The organism is Zongyangia sp. (genome assembly GCF_965361945.1).
In genome coordinates, this window is sequence record NZ_CBDTOK010000059.1 from 1 (window position 1) to 17,116 (window position 17,116).

A 17,116-nucleotide genomic window follows, 5' to 3' on the forward strand; every position below is an offset into this window, starting at 1 on the left:
ACCATTACAGTTTCCTTGACTGGTAACGATGGAGGTACCAACAGCTATACTATCGTTGTGACAAGGGAGAAGGATGGAGATATTCCTGAGCCGGAAACACCGGTATTAGACGATCTACAGCTCTCTCATGGAACTCTTGATCCTGAATTTGATTCCAATGTGACAGAATACAAGGCATCGGTGGCCTATGCGGTCAACAATATCCAGGTCAAGGCATTCTTTGCCGATGAGATTGCGGTGAAGATCAATGGCGTGGATGTCCAAAGCGGTATTTACTGTGATCCCATTCCTTTGTCTGTGGGAGAAAATACCATTACAGTTTCTCTGACCGGCAGCGATGGAGGCACCAATACCTATACCATCGTGGTGACACGCGCTGACCAGGAGATCCAGCCCGGCGGGGATGGAAGTATCAGCGGTGGCGGAAGTGACTGGAGATGGCCGGACGGCACAACTTCTGACACAGATACAGACAAAGATAAGGAGAATCCCAGCTCGGGTGACGCAGCGAATCTGCCTGTGGCGCTGGCCCTGCTGGCGGGAACATCCGCACTGATTGTCTTTGCCTCCCGCAAGAAAAAATAAATCAACATGCTAAAAAGTGCAGCCAATCATTTGGCTGCACTTTTTTTATGGAAAGGTAAAATTTTTCACTTTTGAATGGGCCTTTTGTGTGAAAACTAAAGGTGAGGTGATTGGATGTCCGTCAATTTTTACCGTGACAATCCGGACTTGAGGGAATACTTTCTTTCTTTGCCAGGCTATGTGCGCAATGAGCTTGCGGCCTCCGGCGTGGAAATCACCACCCTGGGAGAACTGCAGGAGTGTGCAGAACTGCTGAGGAAGGATCTGGACACCCGTGCCCAAGAACAGGAGAGGTGATTTATTATGGCCCATCAATATCGGGACCTGCACGAGATGATTCGTTTAGATGGAAGGATCAACCAATATTTTTCTTCGCTGCCTGTCTATGTACAAGAGTCAATCTGTGAAAGGGCAGACAAAATCCACAATGCTGAGACTCTGCGTCGTTATGCAGACAATTTGCTCAGCGGGGATAAATAAAAAAACCAGGCCCCTGTGAAAGGGGTCTGGCTTTTTTATTTTTTTACAGGGCCGGTTGTCTGTCCGATACAAAGTGTGACATCTACAACATCGTGATGCACTTCCTCTGTACGCTTTGGATCGGTAATGTTATCAAAGAGAAGCCGGGCAATCTGTTTATAATCCTGTTTGACAGTGGTGAGTCGAGGAAAAGAAAAATTCTCGTTGAGCCCATCAAAACCGACGATGGATAGATCCTCTGGCACCCGAAGCCCCAGATGCTGTGCCCCCATCAACACACCGATAGCCATAGTATCATTGGCGCAGGCAATAGCAGTGGGCGGATCGGGCAGGGACATATAATAGTTGACAATATCCAGGCCACAGCGAATAGAGCATTCAAAACCATGAACATATTCCTCTCGATAGGGGAGGTTATATTTCCAGCCAATTAACTGCTGATAGGCCTGCCTGCGGGCTTTGGCAGCAAAACTATTATTGTTCCCTGCAGCAAAAGCAATTTTACGATGTCCTAGCCGCACGAGATATCCCAACAATAAATCGATTCCCTGCAGATGGTTGGCGGTGACCGAAGAACACTTGAGGCTATCCATGGTTCGGTCAAATGACACTAGTTTCATGGAAGGGGGCACCCTCTTGTATAGTTCTGTCAGAGGACCGTCGACCACAATAATTCCTTTTGTCCGAATGGCTTGGCAGTAATCCAGATATTCTTGTTCTTGGATGTGGTTGTTGTCAATATTGCAGGTGAGTAAAGTGAGTTTATGTTCAAAGGCAAGCCGGCTTAGTTCCTTGAGCAGGAGTATAAAGTAGGCATTGGTCATATCGTGAATAAAAACTGCAATGGAGTTGGACGATTTTGAAAACAAGTTTTTCGCCATCTGATTTGGCACATAGTGATATTTCTGTATGACGGCGTTGACCTGCTCACGTACTTCCACAGAGGTGCGTTCTGGGGAATTGATGACGCGAGAAACGGTAGAAGGGGAAACATGGGCAAGCTTGGCAATTTCCCGGATTCCCAGATACTCCTTTTGCTTTTTCTGATTCAAAACGGGCACTCCTTTTTGTCCGAAACTGATGGCGACAGACGTACAGCTTTATTATAAAATATCATCTAAAAGAATGCAAGTAGATAGTGTGGTAAAGCGAAAAAGTATAGAACAACAAAAAAGGCTCCAAAAGGAGCCGAAGTATGGGGCAAATTATTTTTTGACTGGCCCAGTCGTTTCGCCAATGGAAAGGGCCACATCCACAATATCATGGTGCACCTCCGAGGAACGGCTGGGATCCACAACATCGTCAAAAAGAATTTGGGCGATTTTTTTGTAATCTTGCAATACCGTTGTCAGCCGGGGATAGGAAAAATTCTCTGTCAGCCCGTCAAAACCGGCAATGGACAAATCTTCAGGAACGCGGATGCCTACGGATTGGGCATACATTAAGGTGCCGATGGCCATGGGATCATTATTGCAAAGAATGGCAGTGGGCGGATCGGGAAGATTCATAAAGTAGTCGATGATTGCTTTACCAGAATGGGTAGCACGGTTGCCGCCTTCAAATTTCTGGCAGTAATCTTCTCGATAGGGGAGATTATGATGCCAGCCTATCAGCTGCTGATAGGCTTGTCGGCGCAATTTGGCCGCCTGCATTGTGGGAGAGTTAACCGTTGCAAAGGCTATTTTCCGATGACCCAGCTGAATCAGGTGGTTAAGAAGCAATTCAATCCCTTGATAGTGATTAGAAGTGACAGAAGAATAGTGAATGCTATCGACCTTGCAGTCAAAGGAAACCAGCTTAATTGAATCATGAAGATGCTCGTACATATTGCTGGGATGATTATCAATGGAGATAATTCCTTTAGTACGAACTGCTTGGCAATAGTTTAAATATTCGATTTCCTGATTTTTATTGTGAAGGGTACTACAAATTAATAGGTTATATTGATTTTTGAAAGCGATCTGTCCCAGTTCTTGAATGAGGAGGCCATAAAAAGGATTGGTAAAATCATGGATAAAAATAGCCAGAGAATTGGAAGACTGGGAAAACAGATTTTTTGCCATCTGGTTGGGCACATAGTGATATTCTTGAATAATCCGATTGACCCGTTCCCGCACACTGTCGGAGGTGCGTTCCGGATAATTGATCACCCGAGAAACAGTGGAAGGGGAAACATGGGCAAGCTTAGCGATTTCACGTACGCCAAGATATTGCTTTGGCTTTTTGGGGGCCACGATTTGCACTCCTTCTTACACAGAATTGAACTATAAAATTAATACACGGTATATATAAACAGATTATAATTCAACACCATATGAAAAGCAAGGGACAAAATGTGGAAGTGTGAAAGTGGCCAAGGAAAAATAGAAAAAATGTAAATTTTCTCTAGGATTTTTTTTGGCTATTTTTTTGTATTTTGGCGCTTGCATATCATTTCATGCGTGTGTATAATAATTGGAGACTATAAAATGGCGTAGTTATGCCGGTTTGTAGGCCCGCGCAGTAAAGAAAGATTGAGATGAAAAGGGGAGTGCGCAAAGTGCCAAAACGTAGCGACATCAACAAAATACTGATCATCGGATCAGGGCCGATTATTATCGGTCAGGCATGTGAGTTCGATTATTCTGGAACGCAAGCATGTAAAGCCTTGCGGAAACTGGGATACGAAGTCGTGCTGGTCAACTCCAATCCTGCTACCATCATGACAGATCCAGACATGGCGGACGTTACCTTTATTGAGCCGCTCAATGTAGAAAGACTGACTGCGATTATCGAGCAGGAACGTCCGGACGCCCTGCTGCCCAATCTTGGCGGACAGTCTGGACTTAACCTTTGCTCCGAGCTATATAAGGCAGGTGTCCTGGACAAATATAATGTGCAGGTCATTGGAGTCCAAGTCGAGGCAATTGAAAAGGGCGAGGACCGCATTGAATTTAAGAACACCATGGATAAGCTGGGCATTGATATGGCGCGCTCTGAACCTGCCTATTCGGTAGAGGAGGCCGTTAAGATTGCGGAGAAGCTGGGTTATCCGGTGGTAGTCCGTCCGGCCTATACCATGGGCGGCGCTGGCGGCGGACTCGTTTACAATGTGGATGAACTGAAAACAGTGGTCAGCCGTGGCATCAGCGCCAGCTTGATTGGCCAGGTTCTGATCGAGGAATCGGTACTTGGTTGGGAAGAGCTGGAACTGGAAGTTGTCCGCGACAGCAAAAACCAGATGATTACCGTCTGCTTCATTGAAAATATTGACCCGGTGGGTGTGCATACCGGAGACTCTTTCTGCAGCGCGCCTATGCTTACCATTTCTGAGGATCTCCAGAAAAAACTGCAGGAGCAGGCTTATAAAATTGTCGAAGCAGTCCAGGTCATCGGCGGAACCAATGTACAGTTTGCCCATGATCCAGAAACCGGACGTGTGGTGGTTATCGAGATTAATCCCCGTACCTCCCGCTCTTCGGCATTGGCCTCCAAGGCGACAGGTTTCCCCATTGCGCTGATTTCCGCAATGTTGGCCGCCGGACTCACCTTGGATGAAATTCCCTATTGGAAAGAGGGAACTTTGGATAAGTATAAGCCCTCCGGCGACTATGTGGTTATTAAATTTGCACGCTGGGCATTTGAAAAGTTTAAAGGCTCGGTAGACAAGCTGGGCACACAGATGCGTGCTGTCGGCGAAGTCATGAGTATTGGCAAAAACTACAAGGAAGCACTACAAAAAGCAATCCGCAGTCTGGAAATCGGACGGTATGGTTTGGGATTTGCCAAGGACTTCCATGAAAAAACATTGGATGAGCTGTATGCGCTGGTGGGAACTGCCACCAGTGAGCGGCAGTTTATCCTTTATGAAGCCATTCGCAAAGGCGCGGATCTGAACCGGCTCTTTGAACTGACCAAAATCAAGAAATATTTCTTGGAGCAGATGAAGGAACTGGTGGATCTGGAGGAAAAACTCCTATCCTATCGGGGCGAGGAGCTGCCGGATGATCTGCTGAAAGAAGCGAAACTCGATGGTTTTGCAGATAAATATTTGGCCAAGATTCTGGAGATTCCAGAGGAGAAGATTCGGGCGCAGAGAGAAGCTATGGGCGTTGTAGAAGGCTGGGAGGCTGTACCTGTCAGCGGTGTGGAAAATGCGGCCTACTACTTCTCTACCTATAATGCCAAGGATTCCTCTCCCGCCCCCTCTGAGCGCAGAAAGATTATGATTCTGGGCTCCGGCCCCAACCGCATCGGCCAGGGTATTGAGTTTGACTACTGCTGTGTCCATGCGGCGTTTGCCCTGCGGGATTTGGGATTTGAGACCATCATTGTCAACTGTAACCCTGAAACAGTATCCACAGACTATGACACCTCTGATAAGCTCTACTTCGAGCCGCTGACATTAGAGGACGTTTTGAGCATTTACCATAAAGAGAAACCGCTGGGAGTTATTGCCCAGTTTGGCGGACAGACGCCGTTGAATCTTGCCTTTGAGCTGGAAAAAGCGGGAGTCAAGATCCTGGGAACCTCTCCTGACGCCATTGATCTGGCAGAAGATAGAGACCGTTTCCGCGCTATTATGGATGAGCTGCAGATTCCCATGCCCGAATCTGGTATGGCCTCCACCATTGATGAGGCTTTGGAGATTGCCAAGAAGATTGGCTATCCGCTGATGGTTCGTCCCTCCTATGTTCTGGGCGGCCGGGGCATGGAAGTAGTTCACGACGACAGCATGCTCAGGGAGTATATGGCCCAGGCGGTAGGTGTCACACCAGAGCGGCCTATTTTGATCGACCGATTCCTACAGCATGCCACCGAGTGCGAGGCGGACGCCATCAGTGATGGAGAGCATGTCTTTGTGCCTGCGGTTATGGAGCATATTGAGCTTGCAGGTATCCACTCCGGTGACTCGGCATGTATTGTACCGTCTATGACCATTCCAGAAAAACATGTAGCCACCATCAAAGAGTATACCAAGAAGATGGCCAGGGCATTGGGCGTCAAAGGACTTATGAACATGCAGTACGCCATTGCCGATGATAAAGTCTACGTGCTGGAAGCAAATCCCCGTGCATCCCGTACAGTGCCGCTGGTTTCAAAGGTGTGCAATATCAATATGGTCCGGGCAGCTACTGAGATTATCACCTCTGACCTGACCGGTAAAAAAGATACAGTAGTGAACCTCAAAGAGCATATCTTCCCCCACCATGGTGTGAAGGAAGCGGTGTTCCCCTTCAATATGTTCCAGGAGGTTGACCCGGTATTGGGGCCCGAGATGCGTTCCACCGGCGAGGTGTTGGGACTTTCCAACTCCTTTGGTGTTGCGTTCTTCAAATCCCAGGAGGCTACCCAAACTCCGCTGCCCACGTCCGGCAGTGTGCTCATCAGTGTCAACGATTCTGACAAGGATGAGGTGGTAGAGCTGGGCCGCGGTTTCGAGGAAGTTGGCTTTAAGATCTATGCCACTCGAGGCACCTATAATCTACTTAAAGCAAATGGGGTCAATGCTACTCTTATTAAAAAACTCCATGAGGGCAGACCAAACATTGTCGACGCAATTACCAACGGGGAGATTAATCTGGTCATCAATACCCCCATTGGCAAACAGGGCTCCAACGATGACAGCTATATCCGTAAGGCTGCTATCAAAAACAAGGTGATCCAGATCACCACCATGGCTGCGGCCAAAGCGGCGGTGATTGGTATCAAAGCGGCCTCCAACCCAGAGATCAATAAGGTTAAATCCCTTCAGCAGTATCATAAAGAGATCATTGAAAAATAAATCTTCTCTGCTCTATACAAAGCGGCGCCTGAGGCGCCGCTTTTTTGTTGCTTCATTATTTTACACGACCTTTACCCGTCCATCAGGTGGATTATAACTGCCCATGCTATGATGAAACAAACACATAAACAGGAGGATATTTTATGAAGAAGCGCATTTTAAGCGCCATTATGGCTGTAATCATTGGACTTGCCGCTATTATCCCTGTGTTTGCAGAGGGCGAGGCAGCAGACCATCTGGTGATTGCGGCTTTTTATGCAGGCGCTGTGGATGAAGAGGGAAATGCGGCAAGCGGTGTGCCAGTTTCCCATAGCTTTATCGAGATCTATAATCCCACAAATGAGGAAATTTCACTGAACGGTTATTCAATTCAGTATCAGCCCTATCCCACCCAGTTTGCTGAGCAGCGCAGTGGATGGGAGGTATTTACCTTTGACAGCAGCGCTGTGATTCCCGCCAAATGCTCCTATTTGATCGGCTGCGGCACAAATGATACAGATGGTTCTGTAGAATTGACCCAGTTTGATGCCCAATGGGAGGATGTATCCCTTTGTACCAAAGGGGGAAAAGCAGTGCTTCTGAGCACGACAGCGCCTTTGGGGGATGAGGTTGTCAACCCCTTTAACACAGATGGTGAAGGTACAAAAGTGGATGGTTATGTGGATATGATCGGTACCGCAGGCAACGACCAAGGGGAGACTGACGCAATTGACGGCTGCGAGACAAATCCGGTGGCGGGACAATCTAAGAAAAAAGGTTTTATCCGCACCGACCGGAATGTAGATACCGATGACAATGGAGCAGATTTTGAGGTTGTCGATTATAGCGATCCCTCGCCCGCAATGCCCCGTTCTCTGGCGGACGGTCCGCTGGAGCAGGAGGATCCCGGCGAGACTGATCCAATCGTGACAGTCAATTACAAGAGTGAGAACGGAAAGATTCAATATCTTGGCAGTTATTCTGTAGGAGCTAGCAATCCCGACGGTGGTGTCGCAGAGATTGTCAAATATAATTCTGACAATCAAAAGATGTACATTGTCAGTGGACAGGAGCAGCAGATCGATATTGTAGACCTCTCTGGGCTCAAAGACGGGGATACCAGTTTTTCCAATGCGGTTTCTCTAAAACTGGATGCCATGGCAGCGGAGCACGGATTCGACTGCGGAGATATTACCAGTGTAGATGTTAACACCCAACGGGATCTGATTGCTGTAGCGGTCCAGGCCGCGGCATACAATCAAGCTGGAGCAGTTGTCCTGCTAGATTATGACGGCAACTACCAGACACATTTTTCCACCGGTGTGCAGCCGGATATGGTCTGCTTCACACCTGACGGAAACGCTGTGCTGACCGCGGATGAAGGCGAGCCGAGAAATGGATACGAAGCTGGAGAGGATCCTGCCGGCTCTATTACCATGGTTGATCTGAGCCAAGGAATTGACAATGCAACGGCACAGACTGTAGGCTTTGAGAAATTTGATGCCCAGAGAGACAATTTGGTCAATGAAGGTGTACTGCTGAAAACTGGCCTGATGCCTTCTCAGGACTTTGAACCAGAATACATTGCGGTCAGCGCAGACAGCAAGACCGCCTATGTCTCGCTGCAGGAGGCAAACTCTATTGCGGTTTTCGACCTGACAGAGCAGGAGTTTATCTCTGTCAAAAGCTTGGGCCTTAAGGATCACAGCCAAGCTGGCAATGAAATCGATGCGCTGAGAAATGATCAGGTGGAACTGAAAACCATGGAAAACCTCTATGGCGTCTATATGCCCGATGGCATTGCCTGTGTCGATATCGGTGGTGTGGATTACATTTTGACGGCCAATGAGGGCGACGCTTCAGAATGGGAAGAGTATGCAAATATTAAAGAGGTATCTTTGGATCCTGATGCTAAGGATACAGAAGTATTGGACGCTGGTAAAATTGATGGTTTGGATGATCAGGACGGAACTGTTAATTTTATGCTGGGGGGACGTTCCTTCTCCATCCTGCGGGCATCTGATCTGACGACTGTTTATGAAAGCGGCAGCGATTTCGAAAATATAACAGCACAAAGCTGGAACAAGGCCTTCTTCAATACTTCTAACGATGAGGTAGGGATGGATAAACGCAGTGCAAAAAAAGGTCCTGAACCAGAAGATATCAAAACACTCCAGGTAGGGGAGACAACCTATGCCTTTATCGGTCTTGAGAGGATCAGCGGCGTGATGATGTATGACATTTCCGACCCGACTAATGCCTCTTACGTGGACTACATCTCCACCCGGGATTACAGCGAGGATGTCAAAGGTGATGTATCGGTGGAAGGACTCTGCACCATCCCGGCGTCATTAAGCCCCACCGGATATCCCTTGGTGCTGGCGGCCCATGAGGTCTCCGGCACGGTTGCCGTCTATTCTCTGACTGAGGGTTATATCGCACCTCAACAGCCGGTAGATGAAAATCCCTCCATTCCAGGCAGTAACAACAGTGATGCGAACATAGATTTCACCGATGATTCTGCAACAGCAATAGATCCAGAGAAAGAGAACCCCAACACAGGTGGTCCGGCGCTGCGGGTTGAACCGGCGATTCTCTGGACCATGGCTGGTTTGGCTGGTTCGGGCGCAATACTCAGTCTTGTTATTGGAGAAAGGTACCAGTAAATATCTAGAAAAAAAGCAGCTGGACATCCAGCTGCTTTTTTGTTTTGGATCATGAACTAAAATTTTTATGATCCGATAAGTTGGAAAGTATCCTTGAGAGTGGTATAATACATTTACAATTTATATGCCACAAAAAAAGAGAAGTGAAATGTCATATTTATTGGGCATTGATTTGGGCACATCCAGTGTAAAATCGTTGATTATCGATACAGAGGGTCATATTATTAGCGTAGGTCAGGAAGACTATGATTTTGATATTCCGCAAATTGGTTACGCAGAAAATGATCCTATGGTGTGGTGGAATGCCACCAAGAATACCATCCGTACAGCGCTTGCCAAAGGTAAAATCATACCGAGCGAAATCAAAGGCATTGGCTTTTCCGGTCAAATGCATGGCCTGGTTGCTGTAGATAAGAACGGCCAAGTGGTGCGCAAGGGAATTATCTGGGCGGATCAGCGCAGTTCTGAGCAAATTAACTTTGTCAAGGAAAAGATCGGATTAGAAAAATTTTCTAAGGTAACCCTCAACGCGCCAGCTACAGGGTTTATGCTCCTTTCTCTTTTGTGGGTGAAGGACAACGAGCCGGAAAACTATAGGAAAATTGATAAGGTTATGATGCCCAAGGACTTCATTAGAATGAAGTTGACGGGAAAGATCGGCACCGAATCAGTAGATGCTTCCAGCTCGGTGGCTTTTGATACTGCCGGCCGCCATTGGGCCTGGGAATTGATCGATGAACTGGGATTGGAAAGAGACTTATTTCCTGAGTGCAAGGAAGCTTGCGATATTGCGGGAGAAATTATCCCGGAAGCGGCGGCAGAGACAGGCCTTACAGTGGGGACTCCTGTGGTCTACGGCGGCGGAGATCAGCCAATGCAATCGGTAGGCAATGGCTTGGTGCGTCCGGGCTATGTGGCCTCGAATATCGGCACAGCCAGCCAGATTGCCTGCTGTGTAGACCGTCCGGTCTATGATCCTCAGCTGCGTACCAATACATTCTGCCATGCGGATAAGAATATCTGGACCATCCTTGGGGCCAGCCTCAATGGAGGGATCGCGCAAAAATGGCTGAGAGATAATATCTTTTATAAGGAGAGCTTTAAGAAGCTTGATGCAGAGGCGGAAACTATTGAACCTGGCAGTGAAGGTTTGATTTTCCTTCCTTATCTGTGTGGAGAACGGACTCCCTGCTTGGATCCTTTATCCCGGGGCATCTTTTTCGGCCTGACCATCAAACATACCAAGGCCCATATGGTCTGTGCAGTAATGGAGGGCATGGTCTTCTCTCTGAAAGACGGCCTGGAAATATTTAATTCCCTGGGCGTTACAACGGACAAGATCATCGCGTCTGGCGGAGGTGCCAAGAGTCCGCTTTTGCTGCAGATGCAGGCGGATGTTTTTGAGCAGGATATTTATACCACCGAGAGTAAGGAACAGGCTAGCTTTGGAGCGGCCATTTGTGCAGGTGTCGGCGTAGGAATTTATGACAGCCTGGCGGCAGCATGCGATCAGTTAATTGTCATGAGTCCGGTTGTTACCCACCCTATCCCTGAAAACAGCAAGGTTTATCGCCAGCGTTACCAGGTATATAAACAGCTTTATGGGCGCAATAAAGACCTATTTTCACTGCTGTAACCACTGTAAAACATGACAAATTTAAAGATGTAAAAATGACAGAGTTGCCAATTTTATCAAAACCCGGGAATTACTGATTTACTTTACCCTGCGCAAGGACTATAATGGCCTTGTACACCAAAAGATGTACGTACAAATTTCATCACTTATTTTGAAACGGAGGTTTTTCCCATGTATGAGAAGCTGGTAAAACTCAATCCCGATTTGAAAATTAAGAAAGTCTCCAATGACAACTTTAGAAGATATGGCTTTATTGTGGAGGGCTATGATGTTTCTGCTCTAATTGCCAAAGCAAAGGAAATTGTCAAGATACCGGCTGCTGGCTGCGACTATCATGCGTCGGTGCCAGAACTGGAAGCATTGGCTCCTAAGGATCTGCTGGAGCAGATGCACTATGGTGAAATGCCTATGCAGATCGGTACCTGTGCAGGATTTGGAGACAGCATTGGCGCACTGGAATATCACAAGGGGGATGAAACTGTTATTGCAGTAACCGACTGTGTGATCCTGATCGGATGTCAGTCTGACATTGTGGACGGCAAATTTGATACCAAAGATGCAGAAGCTTTCTATGTACCGGCGGGTACAGTGTTGGAAACCTATGGTACATGCCTGCACTACGGTCCCTGCAATGTAGAAGAGACCGGATTTATTACACTGGTCTGCCTGCCTCAGGGTACCAATATGCCTCTTGAAAAGCCTGTAGTGGTCAAAAATCTGGAAGATAAAATGCTGCTGGCCAAAAATAAATGGGTCATCTGCCGTGAGGGAACCAGTGAGGCGAAAGATGGCGCTTATGTAGGTATCGTGGGAGACGACTTTAAACTGAAAATCAAATAAAATAATCTTTGAAGCGGATGGGGAGACCTGTCCGCTTTTTATTTACAGAAAAACACCCCGCATTTGTTGAAATGCGGGGTGTTTTGTTTTTATCTGCAATTTTATTTTGCGATGGAAAGCAGGCAAACGCCATTGCCGGTGATTTCATATTCACCAAAGTTTGCCGGTACAAAGATGCTGTCTCCCTTATTGTAAGGAGCACTGCCGCCATCCCACTTGACCTCGCCAGAGCCGGAGAGGAAAAGCAGATGATGGAAGGAATCTGCGCCAGTGGCCTGTTTGGCGCTGGATTCTACCTCAAGGCGATAGACGGTGAAGTACTGGCAGTCAGCCACCCAATATTTCTTAAATCCGTCAAACACCTCAGGCTCTGGTTTCGGGAGAATTACGGTTTCAGGCGGATTGTAGTTCATAACATCAGCGGATTCTTCCAGCTGGAAGGGGAATTCGCAGGGACGGCCATAGTTATACATGGAATAGGTTGTATCAGAGTTCTGCTGAATTTCTGCCAAAAGGGTGCCTTTGCCCACTGCGTGAATGATGCCGGAGTTGACCATAATAGCATCTCCCGGCTTCACAGGAACAGCAGAAATCATATCCATGATGGTGCCGTCATTCACCTTCTGAATATACTCTTCGCGGTTGGTTTTTCTGTTAAAACCATAATAAGTAATAGCATCAGGCTCGCATTCCACATAGTACCACATTTCGGTTTTTCCAGGCTCGTGTTCTACACGATAAGCATATTCGTCGGTGGGATGCACCTGCAATGTAAGATCCTGATCAGAGTCAAGGAATTTTACCAGCAGCGGGAAGCGGTCATATTTCTGGCCTACGGTTCCAACTACATCATAGCCTTCCTCTTTCATAGCTGCGATGTAAGCGGAAAGTGTTTTTCCTTTATGGTTGCCAGATACAACGATGCTTTCTCCATTTTTATGACAAGAAAGCTCCCAGCTTTCAGCGGTGATTTCATATGGGGTGTCAAATTTGCCGTATTCATCTCTCAACCGGCCATGGCCGCCATGAGGATAGTCCTTGTAAGCAGGACGCAGTCGAATGGGTTGCAACATAAATTTCATCCTCCTATAAATGAAATGAGTCGATTGCTATCGGCCGAGTCGTATTATTAAACTCTGATTACTATTAAACAATATTTTCAGAGGAATAGCAATATCTTGAATGAAATATTGTAGAAATGTAGTAAAAATTAAGAAGATTTTTGGTTATATATTTTTAGAATTCTGCGAACGCCGCTGATTTCCATCTGGGAAAAGTTCAGAACTTAAGATTAATAGCCTCACCATAAAAGAAGGAATACAATTTTTCGGCGTTGACCGCATGGTAATTTCAGCGTATACTGAAAAAGATGAATGAAAGGGATAGGAGGCTTTTATGAAAAGAATCGGAATAATTGGAGCAATGCCAGAAGAAGTGGCGATCCTGAGAGATAGGTTAGGTGAAGTAAAACGTTACCACCAGGGCGGCATTGACATAGATGTGGGAAGCTTGGACCAGAAAGAGGTAGTTTTGTGCTGCTGCGGTATGGGAAAAGCCAGTGCAGCCGCCGCAACCCAGCTGCTGATTACTGGCTTTGGAGTAGATATGGTCATTAACAGCGGCATTGCGGGAAATATGACTTCTGCCCTCGGAGTAGGTGATGTAGCGATTTCCCAGATGGTTACCTACCATGATGCCACCCTGTCTATGCTCAGCCAGAGCTATCCTTTTTTAGAGCGCTTTCAGGCGGACGAAAAAATGGTACATGCGGCGCAGAAAGCCTGCGAGGAGCTGGATGTTCACTTTGCTGTGGGAACCATTGCTACAGGAGATCAGTTTATTTGCGAGAGCGAAGTGAAAAGCAGGATTGCAAAAGAATACGCTCCTCTTTGCGTAGAGATGGAAGGAGCGGCGATAGCCCACATTGCGATGAAAAACGATGTGCCTTTTGTCATCATTCGTTCTATGAGCGATGACGCAGATGAAGGCGCGAAAGAGAAATTGGTGGTAAAAAAATTTGACATCACCGAGTATTGCCAGACGGCAAGCTCTATTTGTGAGCATATGATCTACCATCTATAAAGAAAAGCGCGGCAATTGCCGCGCTTTTTTAGAGCTCGTATGATGGGATGGAAGGAAATACGAAACCAAGCGATCAACGGTCATACACCATCTGTATATAATCAAGTGTATGAAATCCGTATTTTTCATAAAGTCGTTTGGCATCTGGATTGGAGGGGCATACCTCTAGCCGGATACGACTGAATGTTCGGTATTCCTCCTGGAGCCACTGTAAGAAATGGGAACCAATGGTTTTTCCCCGAAACTCTGGTTTTATGTAAAGCTGCTCGAGCCAGACCACCCTACCGCCCGACTCATTGCTCCAGGTGAAGGCAAGGAGAGCATAACCTACCGTGATGTCGTCCTGCTGTATGATCACTGCCCGTAGGTAGGGGCTATGCTGGATGACAGCGTCAAAGGTTTGGGAGATATAGCCGACATTGGCCTCATATAGTGTGGCGCCACCGCGATAAAAGTCTACCACCATAGGAATAAAGCTATCTCGGTCATCTTCGGTAATATCGCGGATTTTTAGCATAGAATTTCCTCCTTCTTTTCATGGTCTGTCACTTTATTTTATGCGGGATTGCGCTAGGCTGTGAGTGCTATCTCAAAATAGGTAGACCTTCTCCAGAGTCTATGTGCATATTTTACAAAGATCGATGTGAAACCAGTTGCAAATCCAAAGGCACCATTGTATATTTACGCTGAATCATTTATAATATTTCACGGTTGTATTATCAAAACTTTGCCGCATCTGCGGTAGGAGGAATGAACTATGCAAAATTTTAGTTTCTACATCCCAACACGTCTGTTTTTCGGCAAGGGTGAGCTAGGCAGAATCGCTACAGAAAAGCTCCCCGGGAAAAAAGCGCTGATTGTCACTTCCAGCGGCACATCCATGAAAAAATATGGTTACCTGGACCGCCTGACCGCGCTTTTGAAAGAGAATAAGACAGATTATGTGATTTTTGATAAGATCCTGCCCAACCCTATCAAATCCCATGTTATGGAAGGCGCTGCACTGGCCAAATCCGAAGGCTGTGACTTTGTTATCGGCCTAGGCGGCGGCAGCAGCATTGACGCCTCCAAGGCCATTGCAGTAATGGCCACCAATGAGGGGGATTACTGGGATTACATCAGCGGTGGTTCCGGCAAAGGCATGCCGGTGCCCAACGATCCTTTGCCCATCATCGCCATTACAACGACTGCAGGAACCGGCACTGAGGCCGATCCTTTTACTGTCACCACCAAGGAGGAGACAGGCGAAAAGATTGGATTTGGCTACGATAAGACCTTCCCTGTCTTTTCTATCATTGATCCGGATCTCATGATGAGCGTTCCTCCGAAGCTTACTGCTTATCAGGGATTTGACGCCCTGTTCCATGCAACGGAAGGCTATATTGCATCTGTAGCCAATCCCATCAGTGATCTGTTTGCTCTGAAGTCCATTGAACTGATCGGAAAATATCTGGCCCGTGCGGTGAAAGATGGCAGCGATGTGGAGGCAAGATCCTATGTCGCTCTGGCCAATACCCTTTCCGGTATGGTGGAGTCCACTTCTGGCTGCACCTCTGAACATTCCATTGAGCATGCAATGAGCGGTTACCATCCGGATCTACCTCATGGTGCCGGGTTGATTATGGTTTCTGTGGCTTACAATACCCTGTTTGCGGACAAGGTGCCAGATCGCTTTATTGCCATGGCAAAAGCGCTGGGAAAAGAAGATGCAAAAGATCCTATGGATTTTGTGGAGATGCTTAAGAAATTGCAGAAAGACTGCGGAGTCGACGAACTGAAGATGTCGGAATACGGCATTAAGAAAGAGGAGCTTCCTCAGATGGCAAAGCATGCGAAAGACACCATGGGCGGACTGTTTGAAGTTGACCGCTATCAGCTTTCTATGGATGAGGTTGTCTCTATTTTGGAGAAATCCTATCGGTAATGCCTTCAAAATCCGGGCCCTATGGGTCCGGTTTTTTATATTTAGCAGTTGCTGGCAGAATAGTTACAAAAATCGTTTGGTTTTTGCAAGAGAATCTTCATTGACATGCACTATATAAACAGCATATAATTTGAAAATGCGTTAGAATTGTGTTGCGGTTGTCCACATCACAAATGAAACAACAAGTGGAAGAAGGAACCGGACGATGAAGAAAATTTGGAAACATACTGCCTTTCTGATGTCATCTGCAATAATGATGGTGATGTCGACTTTGCAAACCTTTGCAGGAAACGGTGGTCCTTCAGTTATGACCCAAGGAAACCCGGCCACTGGGGATACTTCGGGGATGATGCTGGGAATCATGGCGGTCCTGTTGGGAGCCTCACTTCTTGCTATTGTGGCAGTGGCAGTGATTTCTGCCAAAAAGAAGAAAAAATAAGAGTTTTCCCCGACGTTAATTGGTTAAAACGTCGGGGTTTTCTTTTGTATAGATTGTGTTATAATTGTATCAGTTTCATCCATTTTAAGAGAGAGAAAAAATAAAGCAAAGGACGTTTGAAGAGGGGAAGGACGGGCAGAACATCTCTGCCGAAAAAGTAGGAAAAGAGGGTTTTACCGTGCTCAGGATTGTCAAACAGCTCCAAAGAGAAAAGTGCGATTGTGGAAGAGAGCATACACTTACCATTCGAGAGATTATTCTGGAAAGCGGAGCAATCTATAAACTGAAAAATGTGTTAGAAAAAGTGGAGCTTGATGGAAACGCCTGTATCATTTGTGACAGAAACACGGATGTTGCGGCAGCAAGTGCTGTCTCTCAGGTTTTGAACAGCGAAGAGAAGGTAGTTCTTGATTCCCCCCAGATCCATGCGGATGAAAAAAGTACACAGTTTGTCCTGGACCAGATGGGGAGGCCCGACTATCTGATTGCTGTGGGAGCAGGAACCATTCACGATATCACCCGATATTGCGCCCATGAAAGAGGCATCCCTTTTATTTCTATTCCTACAGCCCCTTCTGTAGATGGATTTGTATCCACCGTATGCGCTATGACCTTTCGTGGAGCAAAGGTGACGACGCCGGGAATTGCTCCCATTGCGGTCATTGCGGATACTGATATTTTTGCTGATGCTCCGAAACAGCTGATTGCTTCAGGGGTAGGA

The 17,116-nt window shown here is 46.9% G+C and carries 15 protein-coding genes; 11 read left to right on the top strand and 4 right to left on the bottom strand.

Going from position 1 to position 17,116, the window contains the following annotated elements:
* The 3 genes from ACZ25G_RS03655 to ACZ25G_RS03665 form a co-directional block, all read left to right on the top strand.
* Positions 1 to 585 (top strand): cadherin-like beta sandwich domain-containing protein (locus ACZ25G_RS03655; RefSeq protein ID WP_463681579.1); only part of this gene is annotated, 585 nt, incomplete at its 5' end.
* A 114-nt stretch (positions 586 to 699) separates the two neighbouring features.
* Positions 700 to 882, top strand: a complete 183-nt coding sequence (locus tag ACZ25G_RS03660; RefSeq protein ID WP_191482487.1) for a hypothetical protein — start codon at positions 700 to 702, stop codon at positions 880 to 882.
* A 6-nt stretch (positions 883 to 888) separates the two neighbouring features.
* Positions 889 to 1,065 (top strand): hypothetical protein, encoded by a 177-nt coding sequence (locus ACZ25G_RS03665; protein WP_463681580.1) that lies wholly within the window; start codon positions 889 to 891, stop codon positions 1,063 to 1,065.
* A 35-nt stretch (positions 1,066 to 1,100) separates the two neighbouring features.
* Here the strand turns inward: ACZ25G_RS03665 and ACZ25G_RS03670 are convergent, their stop codons facing one another.
* Complete coding sequence (locus tag ACZ25G_RS03670) at positions 1,101 to 2,117, bottom strand: substrate-binding domain-containing protein (RefSeq protein ID WP_191510636.1); 1,017 nt, start codon at positions 2,115 to 2,117, stop codon at positions 1,101 to 1,103.
* A 153-nt stretch (positions 2,118 to 2,270) separates the two neighbouring features.
* Entirely contained in the window at positions 2,271 to 3,299 is a 1,029-nt protein-coding gene (locus ACZ25G_RS03675; protein ID WP_191482489.1) for a substrate-binding domain-containing protein, read from the bottom strand.
* Positions 3,300 to 3,604: 305 nt separating this feature from the next.
* Between ACZ25G_RS03675 and carB the strand changes: the two genes are divergently transcribed.
* From carB to ACZ25G_RS03695, 4 genes are all read left to right on the top strand, one after another.
* On the top strand, positions 3,605 to 6,829 hold the full coding sequence (gene carB / locus ACZ25G_RS03680) for a carbamoyl-phosphate synthase large subunit (protein WP_463681581.1): 3,225 nt from the start codon (positions 3,605 to 3,607) through the stop codon (positions 6,827 to 6,829).
* 143 nt (positions 6,830 to 6,972) lie between these two features.
* Positions 6,973 to 9,474 (top strand): choice-of-anchor I family protein, encoded by a 2,502-nt coding sequence (locus ACZ25G_RS03685; protein WP_463681582.1) that lies wholly within the window; start codon positions 6,973 to 6,975, stop codon positions 9,472 to 9,474.
* Between the two features lie 148 nt (positions 9,475 to 9,622).
* On the top strand, positions 9,623 to 11,110 hold the full coding sequence (gene xylB, locus ACZ25G_RS03690) for a xylulokinase (RefSeq protein WP_463681583.1): 1,488 nt from the start codon (positions 9,623 to 9,625) through the stop codon (positions 11,108 to 11,110).
* 171 nt (positions 11,111 to 11,281) lie between these two features.
* Positions 11,282 to 11,950 (top strand): DUF4867 family protein, encoded by a 669-nt coding sequence (locus tag ACZ25G_RS03695; protein WP_463681584.1) that lies wholly within the window; start codon positions 11,282 to 11,284, stop codon positions 11,948 to 11,950.
* Between the two features lie 101 nt (positions 11,951 to 12,051).
* Here the strand turns inward: ACZ25G_RS03695 and ACZ25G_RS03700 are convergent, their stop codons facing one another.
* On the bottom strand, positions 12,052 to 13,023 hold the full coding sequence (locus ACZ25G_RS03700; protein WP_191510401.1) for a type I phosphomannose isomerase catalytic subunit: 972 nt from the start codon (positions 13,021 to 13,023) through the stop codon (positions 12,052 to 12,054).
* A 322-nt stretch (positions 13,024 to 13,345) separates the two neighbouring features.
* Here ACZ25G_RS03700 and ACZ25G_RS03705 point away from each other — a divergent pair, with 322 nt between their 5' ends.
* Positions 13,346 to 14,032, top strand: coding sequence for a 5'-methylthioadenosine/adenosylhomocysteine nucleosidase (locus tag ACZ25G_RS03705; RefSeq protein WP_463681585.1), 687 nt, complete (start codon positions 13,346 to 13,348; stop codon positions 14,030 to 14,032).
* 73 nt (positions 14,033 to 14,105) lie between these two features.
* Here the strand turns inward: ACZ25G_RS03705 and ACZ25G_RS03710 are convergent, their stop codons facing one another.
* Positions 14,106 to 14,549 (bottom strand): N-acetyltransferase family protein, encoded by a 444-nt coding sequence (locus ACZ25G_RS03710; protein WP_463681586.1) that lies wholly within the window; start codon positions 14,547 to 14,549, stop codon positions 14,106 to 14,108.
* A gap of 240 nt (positions 14,550 to 14,789) precedes the next feature.
* Between ACZ25G_RS03710 and ACZ25G_RS03715 the strand changes: the two genes are divergently transcribed.
* From ACZ25G_RS03715 to ACZ25G_RS03725, 3 genes are all read left to right on the top strand, one after another.
* Complete coding sequence (locus ACZ25G_RS03715; RefSeq protein WP_463681587.1) at positions 14,790 to 15,956, top strand: iron-containing alcohol dehydrogenase; 1,167 nt, start codon at positions 14,790 to 14,792, stop codon at positions 15,954 to 15,956.
* A gap of 205 nt (positions 15,957 to 16,161) precedes the next feature.
* Complete coding sequence (locus ACZ25G_RS03720; RefSeq protein WP_463681588.1) at positions 16,162 to 16,395, top strand: hypothetical protein; 234 nt, start codon at positions 16,162 to 16,164, stop codon at positions 16,393 to 16,395.
* A gap of 178 nt (positions 16,396 to 16,573) precedes the next feature.
* The coding region (locus tag ACZ25G_RS03725; protein ID WP_463681589.1) for an iron-containing alcohol dehydrogenase at positions 16,574 to 17,116 on the top strand (543 nt) is incomplete at its 3' end.

Bases quoted from the DNA above. Each gene is read 5' to 3' on its own strand.
- ACZ25G_RS03720 (WP_463681588.1), top strand. From the start codon at position 16,162: ATGAAGAAAATTTGGAAACATACTGCCTTTCTGATGTCATCTGCAATA.
- ACZ25G_RS03695 (WP_463681584.1), top strand. From the start codon at position 11,282: ATGTATGAGAAGCTGGTAAAACTCAATCCCGATTTGAAAATTAAGAAA.
- xylB (WP_463681583.1), top strand. From the start codon at position 9,623: ATGTCATATTTATTGGGCATTGATTTGGGCACATCCAGTGTAAAATCG.
- ACZ25G_RS03700 (WP_191510401.1), bottom strand. From the start codon at position 13,023: ATGTTGCAACCCATTCGACTGCGTCCTGCTTACAAGGACTATCCTCAT.
- ACZ25G_RS03665 (WP_463681580.1), top strand. From the start codon at position 889: ATGGCCCATCAATATCGGGACCTGCACGAGATGATTCGTTTAGATGGA.
- ACZ25G_RS03710 (WP_463681586.1), bottom strand. From the start codon at position 14,549: ATGCTAAAAATCCGCGATATTACCGAAGATGACCGAGATAGCTTTATT.
- ACZ25G_RS03685 (WP_463681582.1), top strand. From the start codon at position 6,973: ATGAAGAAGCGCATTTTAAGCGCCATTATGGCTGTAATCATTGGACTT.
- ACZ25G_RS03660 (WP_191482487.1), top strand. From the start codon at position 700: ATGTCCGTCAATTTTTACCGTGACAATCCGGACTTGAGGGAATACTTT.
- ACZ25G_RS03715 (WP_463681587.1), top strand. From the start codon at position 14,790: ATGCAAAATTTTAGTTTCTACATCCCAACACGTCTGTTTTTCGGCAAG.
- ACZ25G_RS03705 (WP_463681585.1), top strand. From the start codon at position 13,346: ATGAAAAGAATCGGAATAATTGGAGCAATGCCAGAAGAAGTGGCGATC.